This window comes from Halalkalibacter okhensis (assembly GCF_000787375.1).
Classification (GTDB): domain Bacteria; phylum Bacillota; class Bacilli; order Bacillales; family Bacillaceae_D; genus Halalkalibacter; species Halalkalibacter okhensis.
Genome location: NZ_JRJU01000017.1, coordinates 31,167 through 49,766, shown reverse-complemented (window position 1 = coordinate 49,766; position 18,600 = coordinate 31,167). Strand labels below are relative to the sequence as shown.

Annotated in this window: 15 protein-coding genes; 4 read left to right on the top strand and 11 right to left on the bottom strand. The window is 40.8% G+C overall.

The genetic code is table 11. From position 1 onward, the window contains the following. Positions 1-112: 112 nt before the first annotated feature. From LQ50_RS24390 to LQ50_RS24375, 5 genes are all read right to left on the bottom strand, one after another. Positions 113-2,275, bottom strand: coding sequence for a cell wall-binding repeat-containing protein (locus LQ50_RS24390; protein WP_052144751.1), 2,163 nt, complete (start codon positions 2,273-2,275; stop codon positions 113-115). Positions 2,276-2,446: 171 nt separating this feature from the next. After that, positions 2,447-3,880, bottom strand: a complete 1,434-nt coding sequence (locus LQ50_RS24385) for a cell wall-binding repeat-containing protein (RefSeq protein WP_052144750.1) — start codon at positions 3,878-3,880, stop codon at positions 2,447-2,449. Positions 3,881-4,530: 650 nt separating this feature from the next. Next, on the bottom strand, positions 4,531-6,255 hold the full coding sequence (locus LQ50_RS24380) for an N-acetylmuramoyl-L-alanine amidase (protein WP_052144749.1): 1,725 nt from the start codon (positions 6,253-6,255) through the stop codon (positions 4,531-4,533). Positions 6,256-6,478: 223 nt separating this feature from the next. Beyond that, positions 6,479-7,621 carry a non-hydrolyzing UDP-N-acetylglucosamine 2-epimerase gene (wecB, locus tag LQ50_RS13280; RefSeq protein WP_034630118.1) on the bottom strand — a complete coding sequence of 381 codons (1,143 nt, stop codon included), beginning with the start codon at positions 7,619-7,621 and terminating at the stop codon, positions 6,479-6,481. 88 nt (positions 7,622-7,709) lie between these two features. After that, entirely contained in the window at positions 7,710-9,524 is a 1,815-nt protein-coding gene (locus LQ50_RS24375) for a cell wall-binding repeat-containing protein (RefSeq protein ID WP_052144748.1), read from the bottom strand. Between the two features lie 296 nt (positions 9,525-9,820). On the opposite strand from LQ50_RS24375, the gene LQ50_RS13270 reads away from it, so the two are divergent. Continuing rightward, positions 9,821-10,588 carry an SGNH/GDSL hydrolase family protein gene (locus LQ50_RS13270; RefSeq protein WP_034630115.1) on the top strand — a complete coding sequence of 256 codons (768 nt, stop codon included), beginning with the start codon at positions 9,821-9,823 and terminating at the stop codon, positions 10,586-10,588. A gap of 89 nt (positions 10,589-10,677) precedes the next feature. Here LQ50_RS13270 and LQ50_RS24980 read toward each other — a convergent pair whose 3' ends face one another. Together LQ50_RS24980 and LQ50_RS13265 are read right to left on the bottom strand one after the other, a co-directional pair. Beyond that, positions 10,678-10,797, bottom strand: a complete 120-nt coding sequence (locus LQ50_RS24980; RefSeq protein ID WP_152608216.1) for a YjcZ family sporulation protein — start codon at positions 10,795-10,797, stop codon at positions 10,678-10,680. Between the two features lie 227 nt (positions 10,798-11,024). Further along, a complete protein-coding gene (locus tag LQ50_RS13265) occupies positions 11,025-12,320 on the bottom strand; it encodes a methyl-accepting chemotaxis protein (protein ID WP_034630113.1) in 1,296 nt (431 codons plus the stop codon). A gap of 251 nt (positions 12,321-12,571) precedes the next feature. Here LQ50_RS13265 and LQ50_RS13260 point away from each other — a divergent pair, with 251 nt between their 5' ends. The 3 genes from LQ50_RS13260 (at position 12,572) to LQ50_RS13250 (ending at position 13,288) form a co-directional block, all read left to right on the top strand. After that, positions 12,572-12,775: a DUF1659 domain-containing protein gene (locus LQ50_RS13260; RefSeq protein ID WP_034630110.1), complete on the top strand. Its 204-nt coding sequence runs from the start codon at positions 12,572-12,574 to the stop codon at positions 12,773-12,775. Between the two features lie 38 nt (positions 12,776-12,813). Continuing rightward, positions 12,814-13,029 carry a DUF2922 domain-containing protein gene (locus tag LQ50_RS13255; protein WP_084138795.1) on the top strand — a complete coding sequence of 72 codons (216 nt, stop codon included), beginning with the start codon at positions 12,814-12,816 and terminating at the stop codon, positions 13,027-13,029. A gap of 82 nt (positions 13,030-13,111) precedes the next feature. Continuing rightward, complete coding sequence (locus LQ50_RS13250) at positions 13,112-13,288, top strand: YvrJ family protein (protein ID WP_034630108.1); 177 nt, start codon at positions 13,112-13,114, stop codon at positions 13,286-13,288. Between the two features lie 209 nt (positions 13,289-13,497). On the opposite strand, the gene galT is transcribed toward LQ50_RS13250, so the two are convergent. The 4 genes from galT to LQ50_RS13230 all read right to left on the bottom strand — a co-directional run bounded on the left by galT (position 13,498) and on the right by LQ50_RS13230 (position 18,554). After that, complete coding sequence (gene galT, locus LQ50_RS13245) at positions 13,498-15,015, bottom strand: UDP-glucose--hexose-1-phosphate uridylyltransferase (RefSeq protein WP_034630106.1); 1,518 nt, start codon at positions 15,013-15,015, stop codon at positions 13,498-13,500. A 21-nt stretch (positions 15,016-15,036) separates the two neighbouring features. Next, positions 15,037-16,026, bottom strand: a complete 990-nt coding sequence (gene galE, locus LQ50_RS13240; protein WP_034630105.1) for a UDP-glucose 4-epimerase GalE — start codon at positions 16,024-16,026, stop codon at positions 15,037-15,039. Then, on the bottom strand, positions 16,026-17,210 hold the full coding sequence (locus LQ50_RS13235; RefSeq protein WP_034630102.1) for a galactokinase: 1,185 nt from the start codon (positions 17,208-17,210) through the stop codon (positions 16,026-16,028). The genes galE and LQ50_RS13235 overlap by 1 nt, the downstream gene beginning before the upstream one ends. 132 nt (positions 17,211-17,342) lie before the next feature. Continuing rightward, positions 17,343-18,554: an ROK family transcriptional regulator gene (locus LQ50_RS13230; protein ID WP_052144747.1), complete on the bottom strand. Its 1,212-nt coding sequence runs from the start codon at positions 18,552-18,554 to the stop codon at positions 17,343-17,345. Positions 18,555-18,600: the final 46 nt, after the last annotated feature.

Here is an 18,600-nt window from a genome sequence, read left to right as displayed (position 1 = left end):
TTCGACTGGTTTCCCCACTTTTTTTACAATTTCTATTTATTGCACCAAAATTATTACAAAACTATACAAAAGCAGACAAATGAAAAGGGCGACTCAATCGTCACCCTTTTTATTATTTCGTTTGATACGAATTCTGTCCCATATTTTGATAAAACTCTTCGTACATTATTTGATCGACTTGCCATTTCACATCTGTTGATACGGCAGCCTTACCACCAAGGACATGGAATGATAAGCCGTGACCATAAGCATCCTTTTGTTGTTGCAAATACGCTTCTACCTTAGAAGGCATACGATCTGACTGCACTAACACTAGCGGCATATTCGTTCTAGCTCCAAAAACACCTCCCGCTAGCGCATCTGGGAAGTTTTGCCCTGTTACAATGTGATAGCCATCAATTCCATCAATGCTAGATTCAAAGTAATCATTGATTGCAATCGCAGTTTCATAACGATTAGGACCAGAAATCCTTTTCGGATTCGGAAGCTGGTTCAACACCTTACTGGAAACAACGGCTGTTCCTCCTACAACATAAGATTGACTAAAATCATACTTCGCAAGGAACTCTGCCGTTTCTGCTGGAATCTGATCGTCTTCTACAAATACAATCGGGATTCCAAGCTTCGCAGCATACGTAGACACAGCTAGCGCATCAGGAAAATTTCGACCATTGGCAATGATCACCTCTCCGTTTTTCTCTGCAATATAATTATTGAGTTCTACAGCTGTAGAATAACGGTTCGGCCCTCTAAGTCTTGTAACAGATAATCCTTCTTTTTCTAATTCCTTCACAATCGAGTCAGGAATGGCGACTGTACCTCCTAGGACGACCACATCAGACACATTGTAAGATTTTAATGTCCGAATCGTTTGTTCATCTACTTTTCTAGGTGATGTTAGTAGAATCGGTGCATCTAATTCATTGGCGAGTGCACTTGCTGCTAAACTATCAGGAAATGATTGATTGCTAGCCAAAACAGCAAATCGGCCTTTCTTTTGCTTTACATCTTTATTTAAGTCAGACTCTCTTGGAGTCAGTTCTCTTTCTGCGATTTTAGACCAACCATAATTAGCAATTGCCGCTGATGTCGCTACCGATGTACTCCCAGCAATTCTATTTTCATTATAGAGTAGGTCCATCGCTTGAGCCGCATCAATGCGACCGAAATCATAGTACTTTGAATTTGAATTCGATTGATCCGATGACTGCTCAATCACATAACGATTTTGTTTGTTCGTCAGGTTCGGTGCTTCATTTTTCAACATAGCAGCAAGCGAAGCTGTCATCGGCGCTGCCATGCTTGTCCCAGATAAATCCATATATGAGCTGGAACTAGAACAAGAATCATATGGTTCGAAATTTCCTTTTACACACGTACTATGAATATTCACACCAGGTGCGGTAACACTTACCCAATCTCCATAATTGGAAAACGAAGCAAGATTGTCGGTTTTGTTGTCAACAGCTCCTACTGAAAGAACTTCCGGGTAGGCTGCCGGGTACATTTCCGCTTGCACACCGTCATTCCCAGCTGCAGCAATGACGAAAATCCCCTTATTTACCGCCTCTTTAATCGCATCATGAACTGCTTGTGAATGTTGGTAACTTCCTAAACTAATATTGATAATGGAAGCATTATTTTTCACTGCGTACTGAATTCCTTTTACGATATTCATATTGCTAGCACCGTATTCATCACCTATTTTTATAGGCATTAATCGGACATCGCGAGCAATGGAGGAAATTCCTTCTCGATTATTCGTCTCGGCTCCAACAATCCCAGCGACATGTGTACCATGACCGACATCATCTCTTACATTCGTAGAAGATGTTATGACATTGTAAGACTTATACACTTTATTCTTTAAATCAGGGTGCGACGTGTTCGCCCCTGAATCTAACACTGCAACAATGGTACTGGCTTGCGGGCTATACTGCTGCCATGCCTGTGTAACATTAATTAAATCAAAATCTTTTCGTTGCTTCTTGAACAAAGGGTCATTTGGAGTATTGGTATAATGAAACGTAATTTCTTCTTCAAAATACTCTATTTGACTATCATTCTGCAATTCTTCTAAAAAACGATCATAGTCTTCTGCCTCAATCGTAACTACTTCTAACTGACTTTCAAGTTCTTGATTGCTTGTGCTTAATAAACTATTAATCTCTCCCGAAGACTTTTTAATTAATACTTCTTTTTGCTCTGCTGAAACTGGTAGAGAAAATAAAAAAAGTACAAATAAAGTTAAACTGACTATTCTTAGTTTGTTCAAGAAAAAACCTCCGCTCTAAAAGTGAGTTTCACACTTGCTTTGTCCATTTTACTATTTATTCCTTTTCTCATCAAACATCTTTTTTACTAGATTTATAAGAGTTGGAAACAGAAACGAGGGCACTGAAAAAGTCGATTTTGCTTTTTCAATGCCCTCGTCGAACGTACCATTTTACTTATCTAGTTTCAAAATATCATTCATTGCACTATTTGGTACAACCCCACCAATAACATATAGGTTTTTAGGGTTTGTCATTAAGCGCTCAATTGAAGAATCGACACTTCTTGATGATAAAACGAGAACTCCATTTGCTTTAGCAACTAAAGGAGCTGCAGCTAAAGCATCTGGGAAGTCTTGTCCTGTAGCCATATATACCTTTTCGCTATTACTTTCAGCGTTAAACTCTTTTAATACAGCTCCAAGCGTTTCATACCGAGATGAGCCAGACAACCTTTTCACATTGCTAGCTTTACTTGATACCTTTTTCGACACATCCTTGGACACGGCCATTTCTCCACCTAAAATATGAACCTTTTTACCTTGAAGCATATCTAATTGTTCGTCATTAATTTTTGATGGGTTGGTTAGGACAATTCCCCAATTGTTTTGGGCAGCAATTGGCGCAGCACCTAACGCATCAGCAAAATTTTGACCAGATGCTACAAAGTAGCCATCGACAGAATCAAGCTTTTCATTTATTTTGCGGTTCGTCTCATAACGAGTTTTTCCGCTAATTCTTGTTACATTGCTCTCACCGACAATGTCAGCTGCTTGAGTCATAGCTTTCTTCGATACAGCAGCTTCTCCACCTAAAATAATCACTTTATTGGCACCTAATCGTTTAATCTCACTATCTATAACAGAATCAAGTTGTTGACTTCTAGTTAAAAGAATTGGAGCATCCCCATATTTCGCTGAGAGCGGTGCAGCAGAAAGAGCATCTGCAAACTCAGTGGAAGTTGTTAATATAACGGTTTTATGCTTGCGATCCTTATCAAATCCATTTGGATACATTTCTTTTGAAATTTCAACGGATGTATCCATTCTGCTTTTCCCGACTAATTTCTTAACGTTAATATTGGAATCAATTAAACTTTCTTCTTTCGGTTCAGGTTTCACTGTCTCCGAAGCTTTTTTTTCTTGAGATTCTTCTTTTACAAATCTCTTTGCCCCTGCATAACGTGGGTTCCAATAAGAGTTACTAAGTGACGTTGTTGTCACACCTGCACTCGAGGAAGCATGAACGAATTGATTATTTCCAACATAGATTCCAGCATGTGAAATCCCAGCTTGGTATGTATTTTTAAAGAATACTGCATCACCAGGTTGTAAATCATTTCTAGATACAGAAGTCCCTTGATTAAATTGATCAACAGTCATTCTATGAAGATCTACGCCAACATCTGAATAGACATATCTCATAAATCCTGAACAGTCAAACCCTGACGGTGTTGTTCCTCCCCAACTATATGGTGAACCAACTAAACTTCTCGCTAAAGAAACAATACGGTCAGTTTCTGAATTTGCCTTCGCTTGAAAAGGCATCACTAGACTACTAACTAACAAAACGACTAACAACATGGTAAAGTTACGCCTTAAAAACACAATAGATTTCACTCCTTATTTTTTACTGCTTCTCCATTCTAGCATTATACTATTCGTCATTAAATTACAATTACATTACAAATCGGACATATATCGTCATAGAAACGTAAAAAAGTCTGATAGAGTACCCATAAAAAGGGTGATTTTCAAGGCCACTGAAAAAGTGCTCGTTTATTTAGGACTTGAAAAGGAGCTTTGATCTCGCTCCCGGGATGGGGGGCACGCACCCGTAGGCGGGCGCTGAACTAACCGGCTGCGCCGGTGGATTTCAACCTGCCCTTCCCTCCTGCAGGAGTCGGCCCCCATCCCGTCCGCTTGTTTTAGAGGAAAGATAGAAATTCCCTACTTTTCAACGATCAAAAGAAACTAGGGGAAATAGCGCAAAGAAGGCAATGAAAAAGAAAAAAACGACTTTTTCATTGCCTTCTGATTTTCTCCTTTTTATGGGTACTCTAAGCAATGTACGGAGCCGTTGCCATGTTTTAAGCCTGCTATGAGTGGGTGTCTCATAGAAGGCGCGCAACATGTGAAGCCATTGCTGCTTCCTCGAATTTGCTAAAAGCGACTTTTCCCTTTTCACGCTGATGTTGTTAAATGTAAAAAAAGCCTTCTATGAATTCACATAGAAGGCTTTTAATATGATAGAACAATTATTTGTTATTGTAGTACTCTACAATCCCTTTATAGATACCATTTGCTGCGCTTTCTCTAAAGCCATTCTTCTTCATCCGATCAGCTTCAGCTTTGTTCGTTAAGAAACCAACTTCTACTAAACTAGCAGGCATATTCGTATTACGAAGTACAGAGAAATTCGCTGTCTTCACGCCACGATCCCGAGTTCCTAATTCATTTACTAGGTGCTTTTGAATGGCAGTAGCTAATTTCTTGCTATCTTCGCTCGTTCCAGCTAGCCAGTATGTTTCTGATCCATTTGCTGCTTCAGTAGCAGCATTAGCATGAACACTAATAAATGAACTTGCTTTTGCACGATTAGCAATATTCGCTCGTTCCTCTAACGCAATAAACGTATCATTTGTTCTGGTCATCACAACGTTCGCCCCAGCAGCACGTAATTTCTTTTCTACTCGAAGGGCGATATCTAAAACGACTTCTTTTTCTTGCAAGCCATTTGCTGTAGCACCTGGATCACTACCTCCGTGACCAGCGTCAATAACAATGATTTCATTAAAAACAGAACTACTTGGTGGCTTCGAGTCTTCTCTTATGTAAGAAAGACTTACGTAACCCCATTGGTTTCCGTAACGAATCTTACCCCAACCATTGACCTTCTCATGGATCTCCACTTTTGCGCCACTTACCAAGCGTCCAATGACCGTCCCATTAGGGCTATTACGAACATTTAGTGTTGTGCTTGATGTTACTGTTCCATATGAAACCGACTGTTCATTAAATACCGTATCAGCAACAGCCATCGTTCCACCAATGACCGTCGTGCTTTTATTCGATGATTGAATGTAATTAATGACTGAATCCGATGCTCTCTCTGGACGAGTTAAAAGAATCGGCGCCTTGTATTGTTTTGCTAAGCCAGAAGCCGCAACAGCATCTGGGTAATCTTCGGCTTGGCTGCTAACAGGTGTTCCTCTTACAACAATGTTTTTATCGCCCGAAAGCTTAGCCCATTTTGCCGCTTCCACACTCGTTGCAAACCGATCAGAACCCGAAATACGGGTTACCTTTATCCCTTTGTTCTTCAATTGCTGCTCAACGTTTGAGTTAATGGCTACCGTCCCACCAAAGATCACGACATTTTTGACAGATGAAGGCAAATTAACCGGCAATCTATCTTGACGAGCCAAATAGATTGGCAGATTTTTGTTGGCAACAACACTAGAAGCAGATAGAGCATCAGCAACCGTTAAACCATTGACAAGAATTGCGGTATCCTTATTTGTCAATCCCGCTTCCTTATTAATTTCATTTGCCGTTTGGAAGCGATCTGACCCTGATACTCGCTTCACTTCTTTTACGCCACCACTTTTTAAACGATTGACGACAGAATCACTAATGGCAGCTTTTCCACCTAGAACGTATACCGTATCTGCACCAAGACGACGAATCTCAGCTAACACTCGGTCATCTAAGCTTCCTTGTCTTGAAAGCAAAATCGGGGCATTCTTTGCTGCTACGAGACTTGAAGCAGCTAACGCATCGGCTGGTTCATCAGATCTCGCGATAATTACTGCTGAACTACTTGAAAAGCCCTTTTTCGAAATTTCAATCGCTGTTCCAATTCGATCTGAACCAGAAATTCGTTCCGAAATCGTATTAGCACTCACCGTGTGAGCAGTGTGAAACAACGTGAAAATAAGAGCGATTGTCAAGACAATCCAGCTATTTTTCTTAATAGACATACTCCTCCTCCTTGATTTTTCAAAGTTCTACAAAATACTTATAAAATCTATTATACTCATTTAATAGTTTGGTGAATAGTAGGGAATTTTGTTCATTTTTTCTCACATTTGCTACAATCAGCGCTACATCAGTGTCGAATCTTCGGATTTCCTAAGGAAAAGCACAGAAAAAAAACTCCAATTTCTCTAATAAATGAGAAATTGAAGTTTCGATGGCGTTTACCTATGAAACGATAAAATCGTTCGGACGTTCGTCATTTAATTCAAAGTGATATTTAATCACATCAACAATTCGTTTGGATGCTTGTCCGTCACCGTACGGGTTTGACGCCTGCGACATCGCTGCATACACATCAGAATCGGTTAATAGCTCTTTTATTAACGAGTAAATATGATCTTGGTTCGTTCCAGCTAGCTTTAATGTCCCTGCATCAATTCCTTCTGGGCGCTCCGTCGTATCACGTAACACTAATACAGGCGTTCCTAAAGATGGAGCTTCCTCTTGAACTCCGCCTGAATCTGTTAAGATTAAGTACGCTTGATCCATAAAGTTATGGAAGTCTTTCACACCTAAAGGCTCAATCAAATGAATTCTTTCGTCTGTACCGAAGATTTCATTCGCCGCTTCTCGAACTGCAGGATTTAAATGAACAGGATAAACAACTTGTACATCATCGTGCTCATCGACAATTTGTTTAATGGCTCTAAACATATTGCGCATAGGCTCTCCTAAATTCTCCCGGCGATGTGCTGTTAAAAGAATGAGCTTATCATCTCCAACTTTTTCAAGGACTGGATGATGATAGTCTGTTGTAACCGTTGTTTTTAATGCATCTATAGCTGTATTTCCTGTAATGAAAATCGAGTTCTTATCCTTATTTTCGGCTAAAAGGTTTTCTGCTGACTTTTTCGTTGGCGCAAAGTGCAGATCCGCTATCACTCCAGTTACTTGTCGATTCACTTCTTCAGGGAATGGCGAATATTTATTCCACGTTCTGAGCCCTGCCTCTACATGGCCAACCGCTACTTGGTTATAAAATGCTGCAAGGCTGGCAACAAATGTTGTCGTTGTGTCCCCATGAACCAAGACAATATCAGGTTTCACTTCTTTAATAATCGCATCTAACCCTTGTAAAGCATTTGTTGTGACATCCACTAAAGTTTGTTGACTCTTCATAATATTCAAATCATGATCCGGTGTAACACCGAAAATGGCTAACACTTGATCAAGCATTTCACGATGCTGCCCCGTCACCGTAACAACAGACTCAATGTCTTCATGTTGATCAAGTTCAAGTACTAATGGTGCCATCTTAATCGCTTCCGGCCTCGTGCCAAATACCGTCATAACTTTCCGCTTATTCATGTTTATACCCCTCTACTCGTTTGTCTAAACGGATTATAACAAAAAAATGAGCAGCCTGGCTAATGACAGACTGCTCATTTCTGAGTCATTACTTTAATTGAATAACAATTTCATCGCTAACAGCGGTTTGACCGCCTAGCACGTTAAAGTAAGATAAATGATTATGGTTAATGACTTTCTCAACTTCAGTATGCAAGCTGTTTCGGCCCGCTAACAAAATGGGTGCTCCTTCTTTTGCAGCTAACACAGAACCTGTGAGTGCATCAGCAAAGTTCGTTCCAGTTGCCACAAATACTTGGTCTTGTCCCTTTGCTGTTTGCAGTTCACTCACAATTTTGGCCGCTGTCTCGTACCTGTCACTTCCATTAATACGAGTTGGTTTTGGAAGATTGCTTACTACGCCATTAGAAATAGCCCCTGTTCCACCCACAACGACCGTTTCTTTTATCCGATTATCTGATAAAGCCTTAGTTGTAGCTGAAGCCAGCTTGTCTGTATCCGTTAGTAAAATGGGATACCCATTTTGTGCTGCATATGGAGCAATCGCTAATGCATCTGGGAAGTTACGTCCATAGGCAATTATCGCTTTCCCTTCCTTGCTTCCAAGCTCCTTGGCAATCAATTGCGCTGTTTCGTAACGCTGACTACCACCAATGCGATCGACCTTTAATCCCATTCCTTTAAGACTCTTTTCAACATCAGACGAAACCGCTCCGGTTCCCCCTAAAATAATCGCCTTTTTCGCACCTAATCTATTAATCTCACTTGCCGTAGCAGAATGAAGCGTATCTTTTCTCGTTAGTAAGATAGGAGCATCTAATTTGTATGCAAGCGGAGCCCCTGCTAAAGCATCAGGATAATCGGCTCCAGTTGATATGATGACCGTATCTGCCCCTTCAGCCCAACCTCGCTTTGAGATAGCAGTCGCTGTCTCATATCGACTGGCTCCACGTACTCTCTCTCCAATGTGCTCGAGATTACTTGATGCAACATATCCCTCTAGTTTACTTCCTTTTGTCTGTACCGGGTACCATACAAAATGATTGTTTCGGTGCTGCTGCTTATTTTCATCATAAGAGAACTCATCTTGAATCGTTAATACATTTTGATTTCCGATTGTACCCAAAGACCGCGCTGTCGCTGTCGGACTAACTCTTACATTTAAGTTAGGACTTGACATCACTAAGTCATCTTCTTTAAAAAGATGTCTCGTTTTTTGCAACGGGCGATTGATTTCATACGAATTTTTTTTAAATCCTAATATATGATTGCTTCTATAATCTAAGTCTGATAGCTTCACTTCATTTAATTCTCGATACAAGTTCAGACCAGGATTACTAGATGCAATTCTTGAAAATACTTTATCTTGATAAGAATTCATGTTTCTCTCGCCTTGGTTATCTCCACTTCTAAAGAGTGGACTGTTGGCATGCACCGTACCATTATATGCCATGACCGCAAAATACCAATGCTCAATGACATCAGGATTCATATCATTTATTTTCGGCAAGTCTCTTCCGCTTCGTTGTTCAAAATTGTACTTTAGAACTTGAATACCTGCCTCAATGTTGTATTCAATGTCGTATTTTAATTTTTTTGTGTCAAAATTAAAATGCTGTTCATTGTCCGTAATTTGCATAATGCCAATACCGCCATCGCTACTCACATGAGGCTTGCCATTTTTAAATTGATCCCAATCAGATTCAATATAGGCGATTGCCTTTACAATCTCTGGTGGAACATGATGTTCTAACGCCTTTTCTGTTAATAGTTTGTTTACTTCATGATAAGGCGGATTCTTACAATCTCCCACTTCGCAACTTTCCGCAAATGCAAGCTGCGGCATCGTTACAAACGCCAAGATCAACAACAAAAAAACTTTGCCACTTTTAAATAACTTCATAAGTTTAGCAATCTCCTTTTCTCCTTTTCTTTTCACTTACACAAGTATACAATAAAAACTACATATCTAACTACATTCCTATACATTTTTTTACATTTCAATAGATTCTTTCTTCCACCATTCGACTTTAACTAAAATATTCCTACCAAATTCAACATTTTTCTCCATTGTTTATTCCGTTCTATCACAAACTCTATTATAATAACACTAGTCTATTTACCCTATTTTTCTTCTTTATTATGACAAAACACCCAACAAATAGTCTAAGTATGATTAAGAAAGGCGGCACGTTTATTTTGAAATTATTTCTATTTTTCAGTAGTATCTTTTTCGCACTCGCCATCATTGTTGGTGGTCACTTTTACTATCAACAGAAGTTGGATCTTATTGCCGAAGAATCCGCTGCGTTAACAGCAGGTATAGTAATTGAATCCGTTGAGAAAGATGTGGAGCAAAGCGAACTCGCTTTCTCAGGTCTACTACACGAATGGACAAACTCTATTGAAAGTCACGAGCTTGATATTACTGTTTTCGGGTCAACATCGATCGAATTGGACAATCAGCCGAATGAGTCTTGGCCCTATTTATTACACTCTAAACTAACGACCCACTACCAAGCACCAGCTATCAATTTGACTGTCATTAATGCTGAAGGAACCTTTTCTATCGATGTTTTAAGAGGGAACTATCTTCAACAAGTAGTAAAAAGCCAACCCGATGTTCTTTTTTTTGAACCATTCATATTAAATGACAATGGCCACGTTCGTCTTGAAGACTCAATCGACGCGATTGACCTTTTGCTACAATCACTAAGCACAAGTTTACCTGAAACCGTTATTGTCTTAATACCACCAAATCCACTTTTTGGCGCCAATTTTTATTTAACCCAATTGGAACAACTTAAACAATTTGCCCAGACAAACAACATCCTTTATGTAGATCACTGGCCCCATTGGCCTTCAACAGATGATGAAGCTTTAAACGATTACGTAGAAAATGCAAGACCAAACGCAGAAGGGCACAAGCTATGGGCTGATGCCATGCTGAAAATGATTACGCAGTAACCTCTCTTTTCCTAGAGCACTAGCGTCATTCACAAATTAAGCCTTCTATGAGATCTCATAGAAGGCTTTTAGCTTTTAGCGGCACTCCATTAGCAGCGCTTCTTATCATCTACAAAAGCAGCACCAACAATAATTAATAAAATGAACAGAACGACGATTAACGCAAATCCTGTTCCTCTTCCTGGTTGTTGATACGCGCCTGCAACCATTGGAGCATCATAACCGCAGCCATATCCGTATCCATAGTTATACATTCTTCCCCCTCCTTCCACCAGTGATGTTATATTGTATGTCCAGATGAAAATTTCGTTTAGGTGAAGACCACAATTTTAGAAAAATTGGGGGGAACCTTAGAAGTAATAACTTTATTTCAGTCATATGCAAACAATCCAGTAGACAAATAGAAGTTTAAAAACCTGTCAATGCAATATTGTCTCTAAGACGCAGCTCTCTCTACTAGTTCACTTTCTAATTCTTCAACATTCTCAACTAATGCCTGAACTTGTATACTTCCTTCTTTAATTGATTCATCTACTTCTAATTGAATCTCATTGTAAGAATTGAAACTTTTTTCATTTTGCTCAACAAGCGATTTTGAATTTTCCATGATTGAAGAAATCTCTTGACTGCTTGCATTGACCTCTTCCATCATTGAAGAGATCTCACTTACCTCCTCTGAAAATTGCTTCAGTTGTTCTAGCACTTGATGAATGCCATTATGTACATGTGAGAACATTTTTTTCCCTTCTTCAATCTCTACTCGAGATTTATTCATTGAAATTGCCACTTGCCCAACATCTTGTTTAATCGATTCAACTGTCTTACTTATTTGCTCAGTCGCAATTAGAGAATGATCCGCTAAATTCCTAACTTCTTCAGCAACAACTGAGAAGCCTTTCCCATGTTCGCCAGCTCTTGCTGCTTCGATCGTTGCATTTAATGCTAATAAATTGGTTTGGTCAGCTATATTTTTAATAATCTCGATAACGCTGGAAATTTCAGATGTCTTGATCATCAATCCTTCAACAAAACGCTCTGTTTCCTGAGACTCATGCTGGATATCGTTAAACTGACTATCAATAGTGACCAATGTTTGCTGACTATCATTGGCCAGCTTGCTCGAGGTGGTGGAACGGTCATTTAAACTTTCAACGGTTCTTGCTGCATCATCTACAACGCTTGCTACCTCACTAATAACCGAATTCGTTTCATCAAAGGTTTTAAATACATCAGAATTACTTTTATTAACTGCTTCAAGCAATGCATTCTGCTGACTGTTCCTTAGCTTTAGCTCACTAAACACTCGCTTAAAATCAATGGTCCCTGTCGCAACACGAGATGAATGTCTATTAAAATCATCAAGTGACTTAGATAAATTGGATGCTAGGTGCGACACATTTTGTCCAAGTAAACCAATCTCATCATTCCACCTGTCTTTTATTTCATAGTCAAAGTTCCCTTTATCAAACTCAACTAGCTTTTGGTTAATTTTCTCGATCCTCTTTGTGATAAAATAATGAGAAAACACAACAACTAAAACTGGAATTGTTAATATATTAACTAAAAAAGTCACAGTAGCGAGAACCCCTCCCCCTACCATTTCATTTCGACTCAATATTGAATTAATAAAACCGGATATAGGAGCCCCGACCACACTGCTCAAAACGACAATAATGAGTAATTTAAGCTTTATTGTTTTAAAAAACTTCATTTTCTCTAGCGATTGAAACATAGTGTTAACCCCTCTTTTTCTTTATATTATGGAACTGGGCACTTACTCTGGATTCGAAGCGCCTTTAAATAACGACTCTTCCAAACAAGTAAACCAACCATCAACATATACCCACCTCTTAACTTGATCAAACCTCATTCATGAGATTTTTTTACCACAACTAAAGATTCACCTATTTACAAAAAAATCTCTCCCCCTCTAAACGCTTTCTCCCCCCTTGCTATATATACAAGGTGAGAGGAGGTGATACGATGCTAGTCGATTCTCGCTTGATCCTAGGATTGGAAAATGGTCAAGACAACGAGGGCAACCCGATTCGTAAGACGAAGAGCTTCAACAATGTGAAACCAACTGTGACCGATCAAGAGCTTACTACCATTGCGACCGTGTTAGCGCCTCTTCAAGAATGGGACTTAGTCTCCGTTGACCGTACGAACATTCACAGCTTGATGTAGTTTGAGTTGATCAAAATGACTAGAGAGGAGGAATCCCTTTGAGCAAACGACTTGAGTTAGTGTTTAAAAATGAAATGGGCGGAAATGTGACTCTTTCACTCGACAACCCTGTCTACCCACCGAATGCCGCTAGTGTCAGTTCAGCGATGGATACCATTGTTGAACAAAATGCCTTTGTATCTTCTGGCGGTGACATTGTCGCCAAAAAAGCCGCACGAATCGTTGATCGTACGGTTGAAGATATTGAAATCTAATGGATAAATTGAGGGGGCTGAAATAGGTTCATTTTACCTTTTTCAGTCCCCTCGCTCTATTTTTCGAAAGGAGGACTTTCATATGGACGCTTGGCTGCCAGTTTTAAGTGAGTTTGGCTTCCCGGTCATCGTGACTCTCTACCTTCTCCACCGGATAGAGAACAAGCTGGATCTTGTGAATGAATCGATTTTAAAGCTGCCGGAACACTTGTCCCAACAGCCATTTCGAAGTACCGAGCAGAAGAAAATGATTGAATAAAAGACAAAAGGGGGTGTATAAAAAGGTCTGTTTTTGACCTTTGATACACCCCCTAAGCAATGAGCGGAGTCGATACATCTTTTAAAAGCCTTTTAGAGGAGTGGGTTTCTCCTCACAAGACGCGTAGCGAACCGAGCCATTGCCTCTTCTGTTTTTGACCTTTTGAGAAACCCCTTTGGTGGTGGCAGCTTGAACGCGCTTCATCAAACTTATAATGAGTCAATAAAACGCAAGAATGCTGTTATCCCTTCCTGATCGCGTTTGAAGACGCCGGCATGCTCTAAGATCGTCGCAAATACATTTCCGACTTCATCTTGTAAGATCGCTGGCATATTTTCTTTTGACAACTCTGGGTGTTTAGCCTTTATGTTTAAAGCCCAATCTAGGTGCTTGGCGATCGTCTTACTACCGGAAATCCGTTCCCTCGCATCATCCAATGGCAACACACTCGCAAGTTCCTCTAACTCCTCTTGCAAACGGCCTGGCAAGACAGCAAGACCCATGACTTCAATTAAACCGATGTTTTCTTTTTTAATATGGTGGACTTCACTATGCGGATGGAATAGGCCATCTGGATGCTCATCTGTCGTCCGATTATTGCGCAACACCAAGTCAATCTCAAACGATTCGCCTCGTCTGCGCGCAATCGGTGTGATCGTGTGATGCGGGACCTCCCCTGTAAACGCATGAATCTGCACATCACGGTCTTCATACTGCTTCCACTTAGCTAACACATAATCAGCGGCCTCGACAAGCGATTCACGATCATGTCCTTGAAGACGAACAACCGACATTGGCCATTTAACGATTCCCGCTTGAATGTCTGGGAATGCCTCTAACGTAAATGCATGCTCCATCGGCGCTTGAGCCATCGGGAAGTCGTGACTGCCTCCTTGGAAATGGTCATGACTTAAGATCGACCCACCGACAATCGGCAAATCCGCGTTTGAGCCGAGAAAATAATGCGGGAACTGCTCCACAAATTCAAGCAATCTTGCAAAGGTTTTCCGAGAGATCTTCATCGGCTCATGCTCCCCTAAAAAGACAATGGCATGCTCGTTATAATAAACATACGGAGAGAATTGCAAGTACCATTGCTCCTTAGTTAACGTAAGAGGAATGATTCGTAAGTTTTGACGAGCGGGATGGTTCACTCTTCCTGCAAAGCCAACGTTCTCCTTACATAGTAAGCACTCCGGGTACGAGGCCGTTGCTAACTGCTTCGCTTTTGCAATCGCTTTTGGGTCTTTTTCTGGCTTAGAAAGATTAATCGTGATCTCCAAATTGCCATATTCCGTAGTAGTAAACCAATGCTCATTTTTTGCGATGCGATCTGTTCGAATGTAGTGGACATCTTTTGAAAATTGGTAAAAGCTCTTCGTTGCTTCTGCTGGGCTCTTCGTTTCGTACCGATGATAAAAATCGTTCACTACCTCTGAAGGACGCGCTGTTAAACAGCCCATGATTTTTGTATCAAGTAAATCTCGATACGTAACAGTGTCCTCCTCCAGCACACGATGCTCCACTGCCCAATCTAACATCTCACGTAAGATCTCAACCGGCGTGTCTAGCTTTTCTTCATTGACACTAGCGGGCTCGGCGTCATGAATCCCTAACACTTGAAACAACTGATTTCGACTATAATCCACGTCCCATTTTGTCATGAGACCTTTTTGTAGTCCATATTGGAGGAGTCGTTCAATTTGCTCGTGAATGTGTACACCCATGTGAGACATCCTTTCTATTGTTTATTTCTTATAACCTGTTGGGTTGGCCACATGCCACTTCCAAGCATGCTCAACAATCCTTCTTAACTCTGGGTAACGCGGCTGCCATCCGAGCTCTTGATTCGCTCGGTCTGCTGATGCGATTAACGTGGCAGGGTCTCCTGCTCTTCTTTCTGAAATGACAGCAGGTATCTCGTGTCCTGTCACCTCTCTGCACATTTCGATTACTTCTTTTACGGTAAACCCTTTTCCATTTCCTAAGTTGTAAATGGAGGTTGTATGGTCCCTGCGTAATTTTTCTAAAGCTAAATAATGTGCTTCGGCTAAGTCCATAACATGGATGTAATCACGAATGCAGCTGCCATCTTTTGTCTCATAATCGTCTCCGAAAATTTGCACTTGCTTGCGCTGCCCTAGCGCAACTTGTAAGACGATCGGAATCAGGTGGGATTCAGGCGTATGATCTTCACCAATGCGACCGTATGGATCAGCCCCAGCAGCATTAAAGTAGCGTAGGCACACGGATTTCACTCCATATGCTCCATCACACCAGCGGAACATGTTCTCCATCGCAAGCTTTGTTTCTCCGTAAGGATTCGTTGGAATCGTTGGATCTGTTTCTTTAATTGGAATGTTTTTTGGCTCACCATATGTTGCAGCAGTCGAGGAGAAGACGATATGCTTCACATCATGCTTCACCATTTGCTTTACGAGTGTATGAGACCCAATGACATTGTTTTCATAGTAATCTAACGGCTTCTCCACACTTTCTCCGACGAGAGAAGAAGCAGCAAAATGAACAACGGCTTCAATCGTATGCTTTTGAAAAATGTCACTAAGAAGAGCCTCATCGTCGATCGACCCTTGATAAAAAGTTACTCCATCTAAAAGGGCTTGCTTATGCCCTTTTTCCAAACTATCTAACACAACCACGTCCTCACCCTTATCTTGAAAATAAAGGACGGTATGGCTTCCAATGTATCCCGCTCCACCTGTAATTAAAACACTCATTATGGTTGCACCTCCCATTGTCGCTCGTGAACTCCGTTACCCGCTTCACAAATATAAAAAGTTGGGGTTAATCCTGTTTGTTGTTCATACTCTTTTGTTACTTGTTCTTTGAATATAGCCACGGCTTCGGCTTTGACGACACTAACTGTACATCCACCAAAACCAGCTCCTGTCATACGCGTCCCGATACAGCCTTCCACTTTTCGTTGGGCCTCAAATAATGCATCAAGCTCTTTTCCGGTTACCTCATAATCTTCTTTTAATGATAAATGCGATCCGATCATCAATTTACCGAAAATGGCAAGGTCACCGTTTTGAAGTGCTTCTTTCGCACCATTTGTTCGTTTGTTTTCTGTTACAACATGCTTCGCGCGGCGGTAAAGCAATTCATCTTGAATCAAAGCTTCCATTTCAGAAAAATCAGAACTTGTTAAGTCACTTAATGTTTGGACCTCAGGCTTTTTCAATTGGATTCTACGCAGGGCTTCCTCGCATTGGGCTCTGCGTTCATTATATTTAGAATCGGCAAGGCCTCTGCGCTTGTTCGTATTTGTAATGACGATTTTGTGGCCATGTAACTCTAGCGGCACATCCTCTGCGTGCATCGTCATCGTATTTAAATAAATCGCATGCCTTTCTTTGCAAAGACCCACCGCATATTGATCCATAATTCCGCTATTTACGCCAATAAAATGGTTTTCCATACGTTGACAAAGCTTTGCTAATTCGACACGCGTAAGAGAAGCATGAGCAAGAGAAGCTAAACCATACGCTGTCACCATTCCAACCGAAGCCGAAGAAGAAAGCCCTGCCCCATTTGGAATCGTGCCTTCGTACAGGATGTCGGCTCCCTTTAAGACAACGCCTTCATTGACGAGTTCCTTCATAATGCCCTTCGGATAATTGCCCCAATCATCCTCTTCTTCGTACGTTAATTCATCGAGAGTAAAAGAAACACGTTGCTTAAAGTTCGTACTTGCTAGATGAAACGTGCCGTCTTCTCTCTCACGCACGACCATTTCTGTTCCAATTGTCAGAGCAGCAGGAAAGACATATCCTCCATTGTAATCCGTATGTTCTCCAATTAAATTGACACGACCAGGAGCAAAGAATAATCGTTTTTCCTTTTCCGAAGCAGGAAACAATTGATCAAATTTCTCTACAAGACTCACCGTATTCCACATCTGCGCACACCTCTTTTTTCTTATTTTTCTATTTAAGACAAACTTCATTAATTAATTTAATTAATTAAGATTGTATCATACTTTTAATAAAATGAAAGCCTTTTATCAAAAGTATTTGGAAACGCTTCATTCCTATGACACTTGCGGGCTAAACAAATCTTTTAACACGAGCGTAGCGGCACCGATGACGGTTCCATCATCACCCAATTTGGACTGAATGATCTCCGTTTCACGCGCCTCGGATGTGAGCGCACGCTGCTTAACTACCTCGCGTAACGGTCCTAACACAAAGTCTCCGGCTTTTGCAACTCCGCCTCCAACGATAATTCGTGTTGGATTAATTAAATTGATGACATTTGTGACACCTACTCCAATTGCCCTACCTGTTTCTGCTAACAGTTGCATTGAGAAGTCATCCCCCTCTTGTGCACATTGGTAAATGAGAGCTCCATCAAGGGCATCTGGATTATGATCCGCTTTTTCTAATAGCATTGTATTTCGTTCAGATTGTAAAGCACGCTCCCGTAAAACGCCTCCACCTGCGATCGTTTGCAAACAACCGTAGCTGCCACAGGAACATGGCTTTCCGTTAATATCAACGATCATGTGCCCGAATTCTCCAGCAATGCCATTTTGCCCATGATACAATTCATTGTTTAAAATAATTCCAGCACCAATTCCCACACCGATGTTAATACAGATCACACTATCAATTCCTTGGCCATTCCCAAACCACGCTTCTCCTAGCGCTAATGCACGTACATCGTTTTCAACGAAAGTCGGAATTTGAAAGTGCTGTTCGACGGTGTCTTTTATCGGAATATCACTTAAATGAAAGTTTGGCGCAAAGACAGCCACTCCTTTCATATGATCAACAATCCCGTGCATCCCAATGCCAATGCCAATCACTTTTTCTTTTCCTACCTTGGATTCCTCTATGACCGCACCAACAGCTTCTGTGATGGTCTCAAGCAAGAGGTCATTTGTCAGCTGTTTTGGAAGCTCAAGCTCACACTTTGCTTTGATCGTTGCATTAAGGTCTGTGACAACCGCGCGAACAATATGTCCGCCTACATCAATTCCCACGATAAACGAGTGTTGATCATTGATCGTTAAAAGAATCGGTTTACGGCCGCCTTGAGACGTGCCAACCTTGCTTTCTCTTACTAAATTGGCTTTGATTAATTCCGTCACAATATTTGTAACCGTCGGCGGAGTCAGTTTGGTTTTTTTCGCTATTTCAGCCCTTGATATTGGGCTATGGAGTCGTATGGTATTTAATATCGTGGACTTATTTAACGTTTTCATCCATTGAAAGCTACCGGTCATTTGAATCTTGGACATAAAAAGCCCCTCCTTCTCTTTAAGGCTCCTTTAAACTTTCACCTTT

What these genes read in the sequence shown, in the direction of transcription:
- LQ50_RS24380 (WP_052144749.1), bottom strand. Translation starts at nt 6,255, where the DNA reads ATGTCTATTAAGAAAAATAGCTGGATTGTCTTGACAATCGCTCTTATT.
- LQ50_RS24375 (WP_052144748.1), bottom strand. Translation starts at nt 9,524, where the DNA reads ATGAAGTTATTTAAAAGTGGCAAAGTTTTTTTGTTGTTGATCTTGGCG.
- wecB (WP_034630118.1), bottom strand. Translation starts at nt 7,621, where the DNA reads ATGAATAAGCGGAAAGTTATGACGGTATTTGGCACGAGGCCGGAAGCG.
- LQ50_RS13265 (WP_034630113.1), bottom strand. Translation starts at nt 12,320, where the DNA reads ATGTTTCAATCGCTAGAGAAAATGAAGTTTTTTAAAACAATAAAGCTT.
- galT (WP_034630106.1), bottom strand. Translation starts at nt 15,015, where the DNA reads ATGGGTGTACACATTCACGAGCAAATTGAACGACTCCTCCAATATGGA.
- LQ50_RS13260 (WP_034630110.1), top strand. Translation starts at nt 12,572, where the DNA reads ATGCTAGTCGATTCTCGCTTGATCCTAGGATTGGAAAATGGTCAAGAC.
- LQ50_RS13230 (WP_052144747.1), bottom strand. Translation starts at nt 18,554, where the DNA reads ATGTCCAAGATTCAAATGACCGGTAGCTTTCAATGGATGAAAACGTTA.
- LQ50_RS13235 (WP_034630102.1), bottom strand. Translation starts at nt 17,210, where the DNA reads ATGTGGAATACGGTGAGTCTTGTAGAGAAATTTGATCAATTGTTTCCT.
- LQ50_RS24980 (WP_152608216.1), bottom strand. Translation starts at nt 10,797, where the DNA reads ATGGTTGCAGGCGCGTATCAACAACCAGGAAGAGGAACAGGATTTGCG.
- galE (WP_034630105.1), bottom strand. Translation starts at nt 16,026, where the DNA reads ATGAGTGTTTTAATTACAGGTGGAGCGGGATACATTGGAAGCCATACC.
- LQ50_RS13250 (WP_034630108.1), top strand. Translation starts at nt 13,112, where the DNA reads ATGGACGCTTGGCTGCCAGTTTTAAGTGAGTTTGGCTTCCCGGTCATC.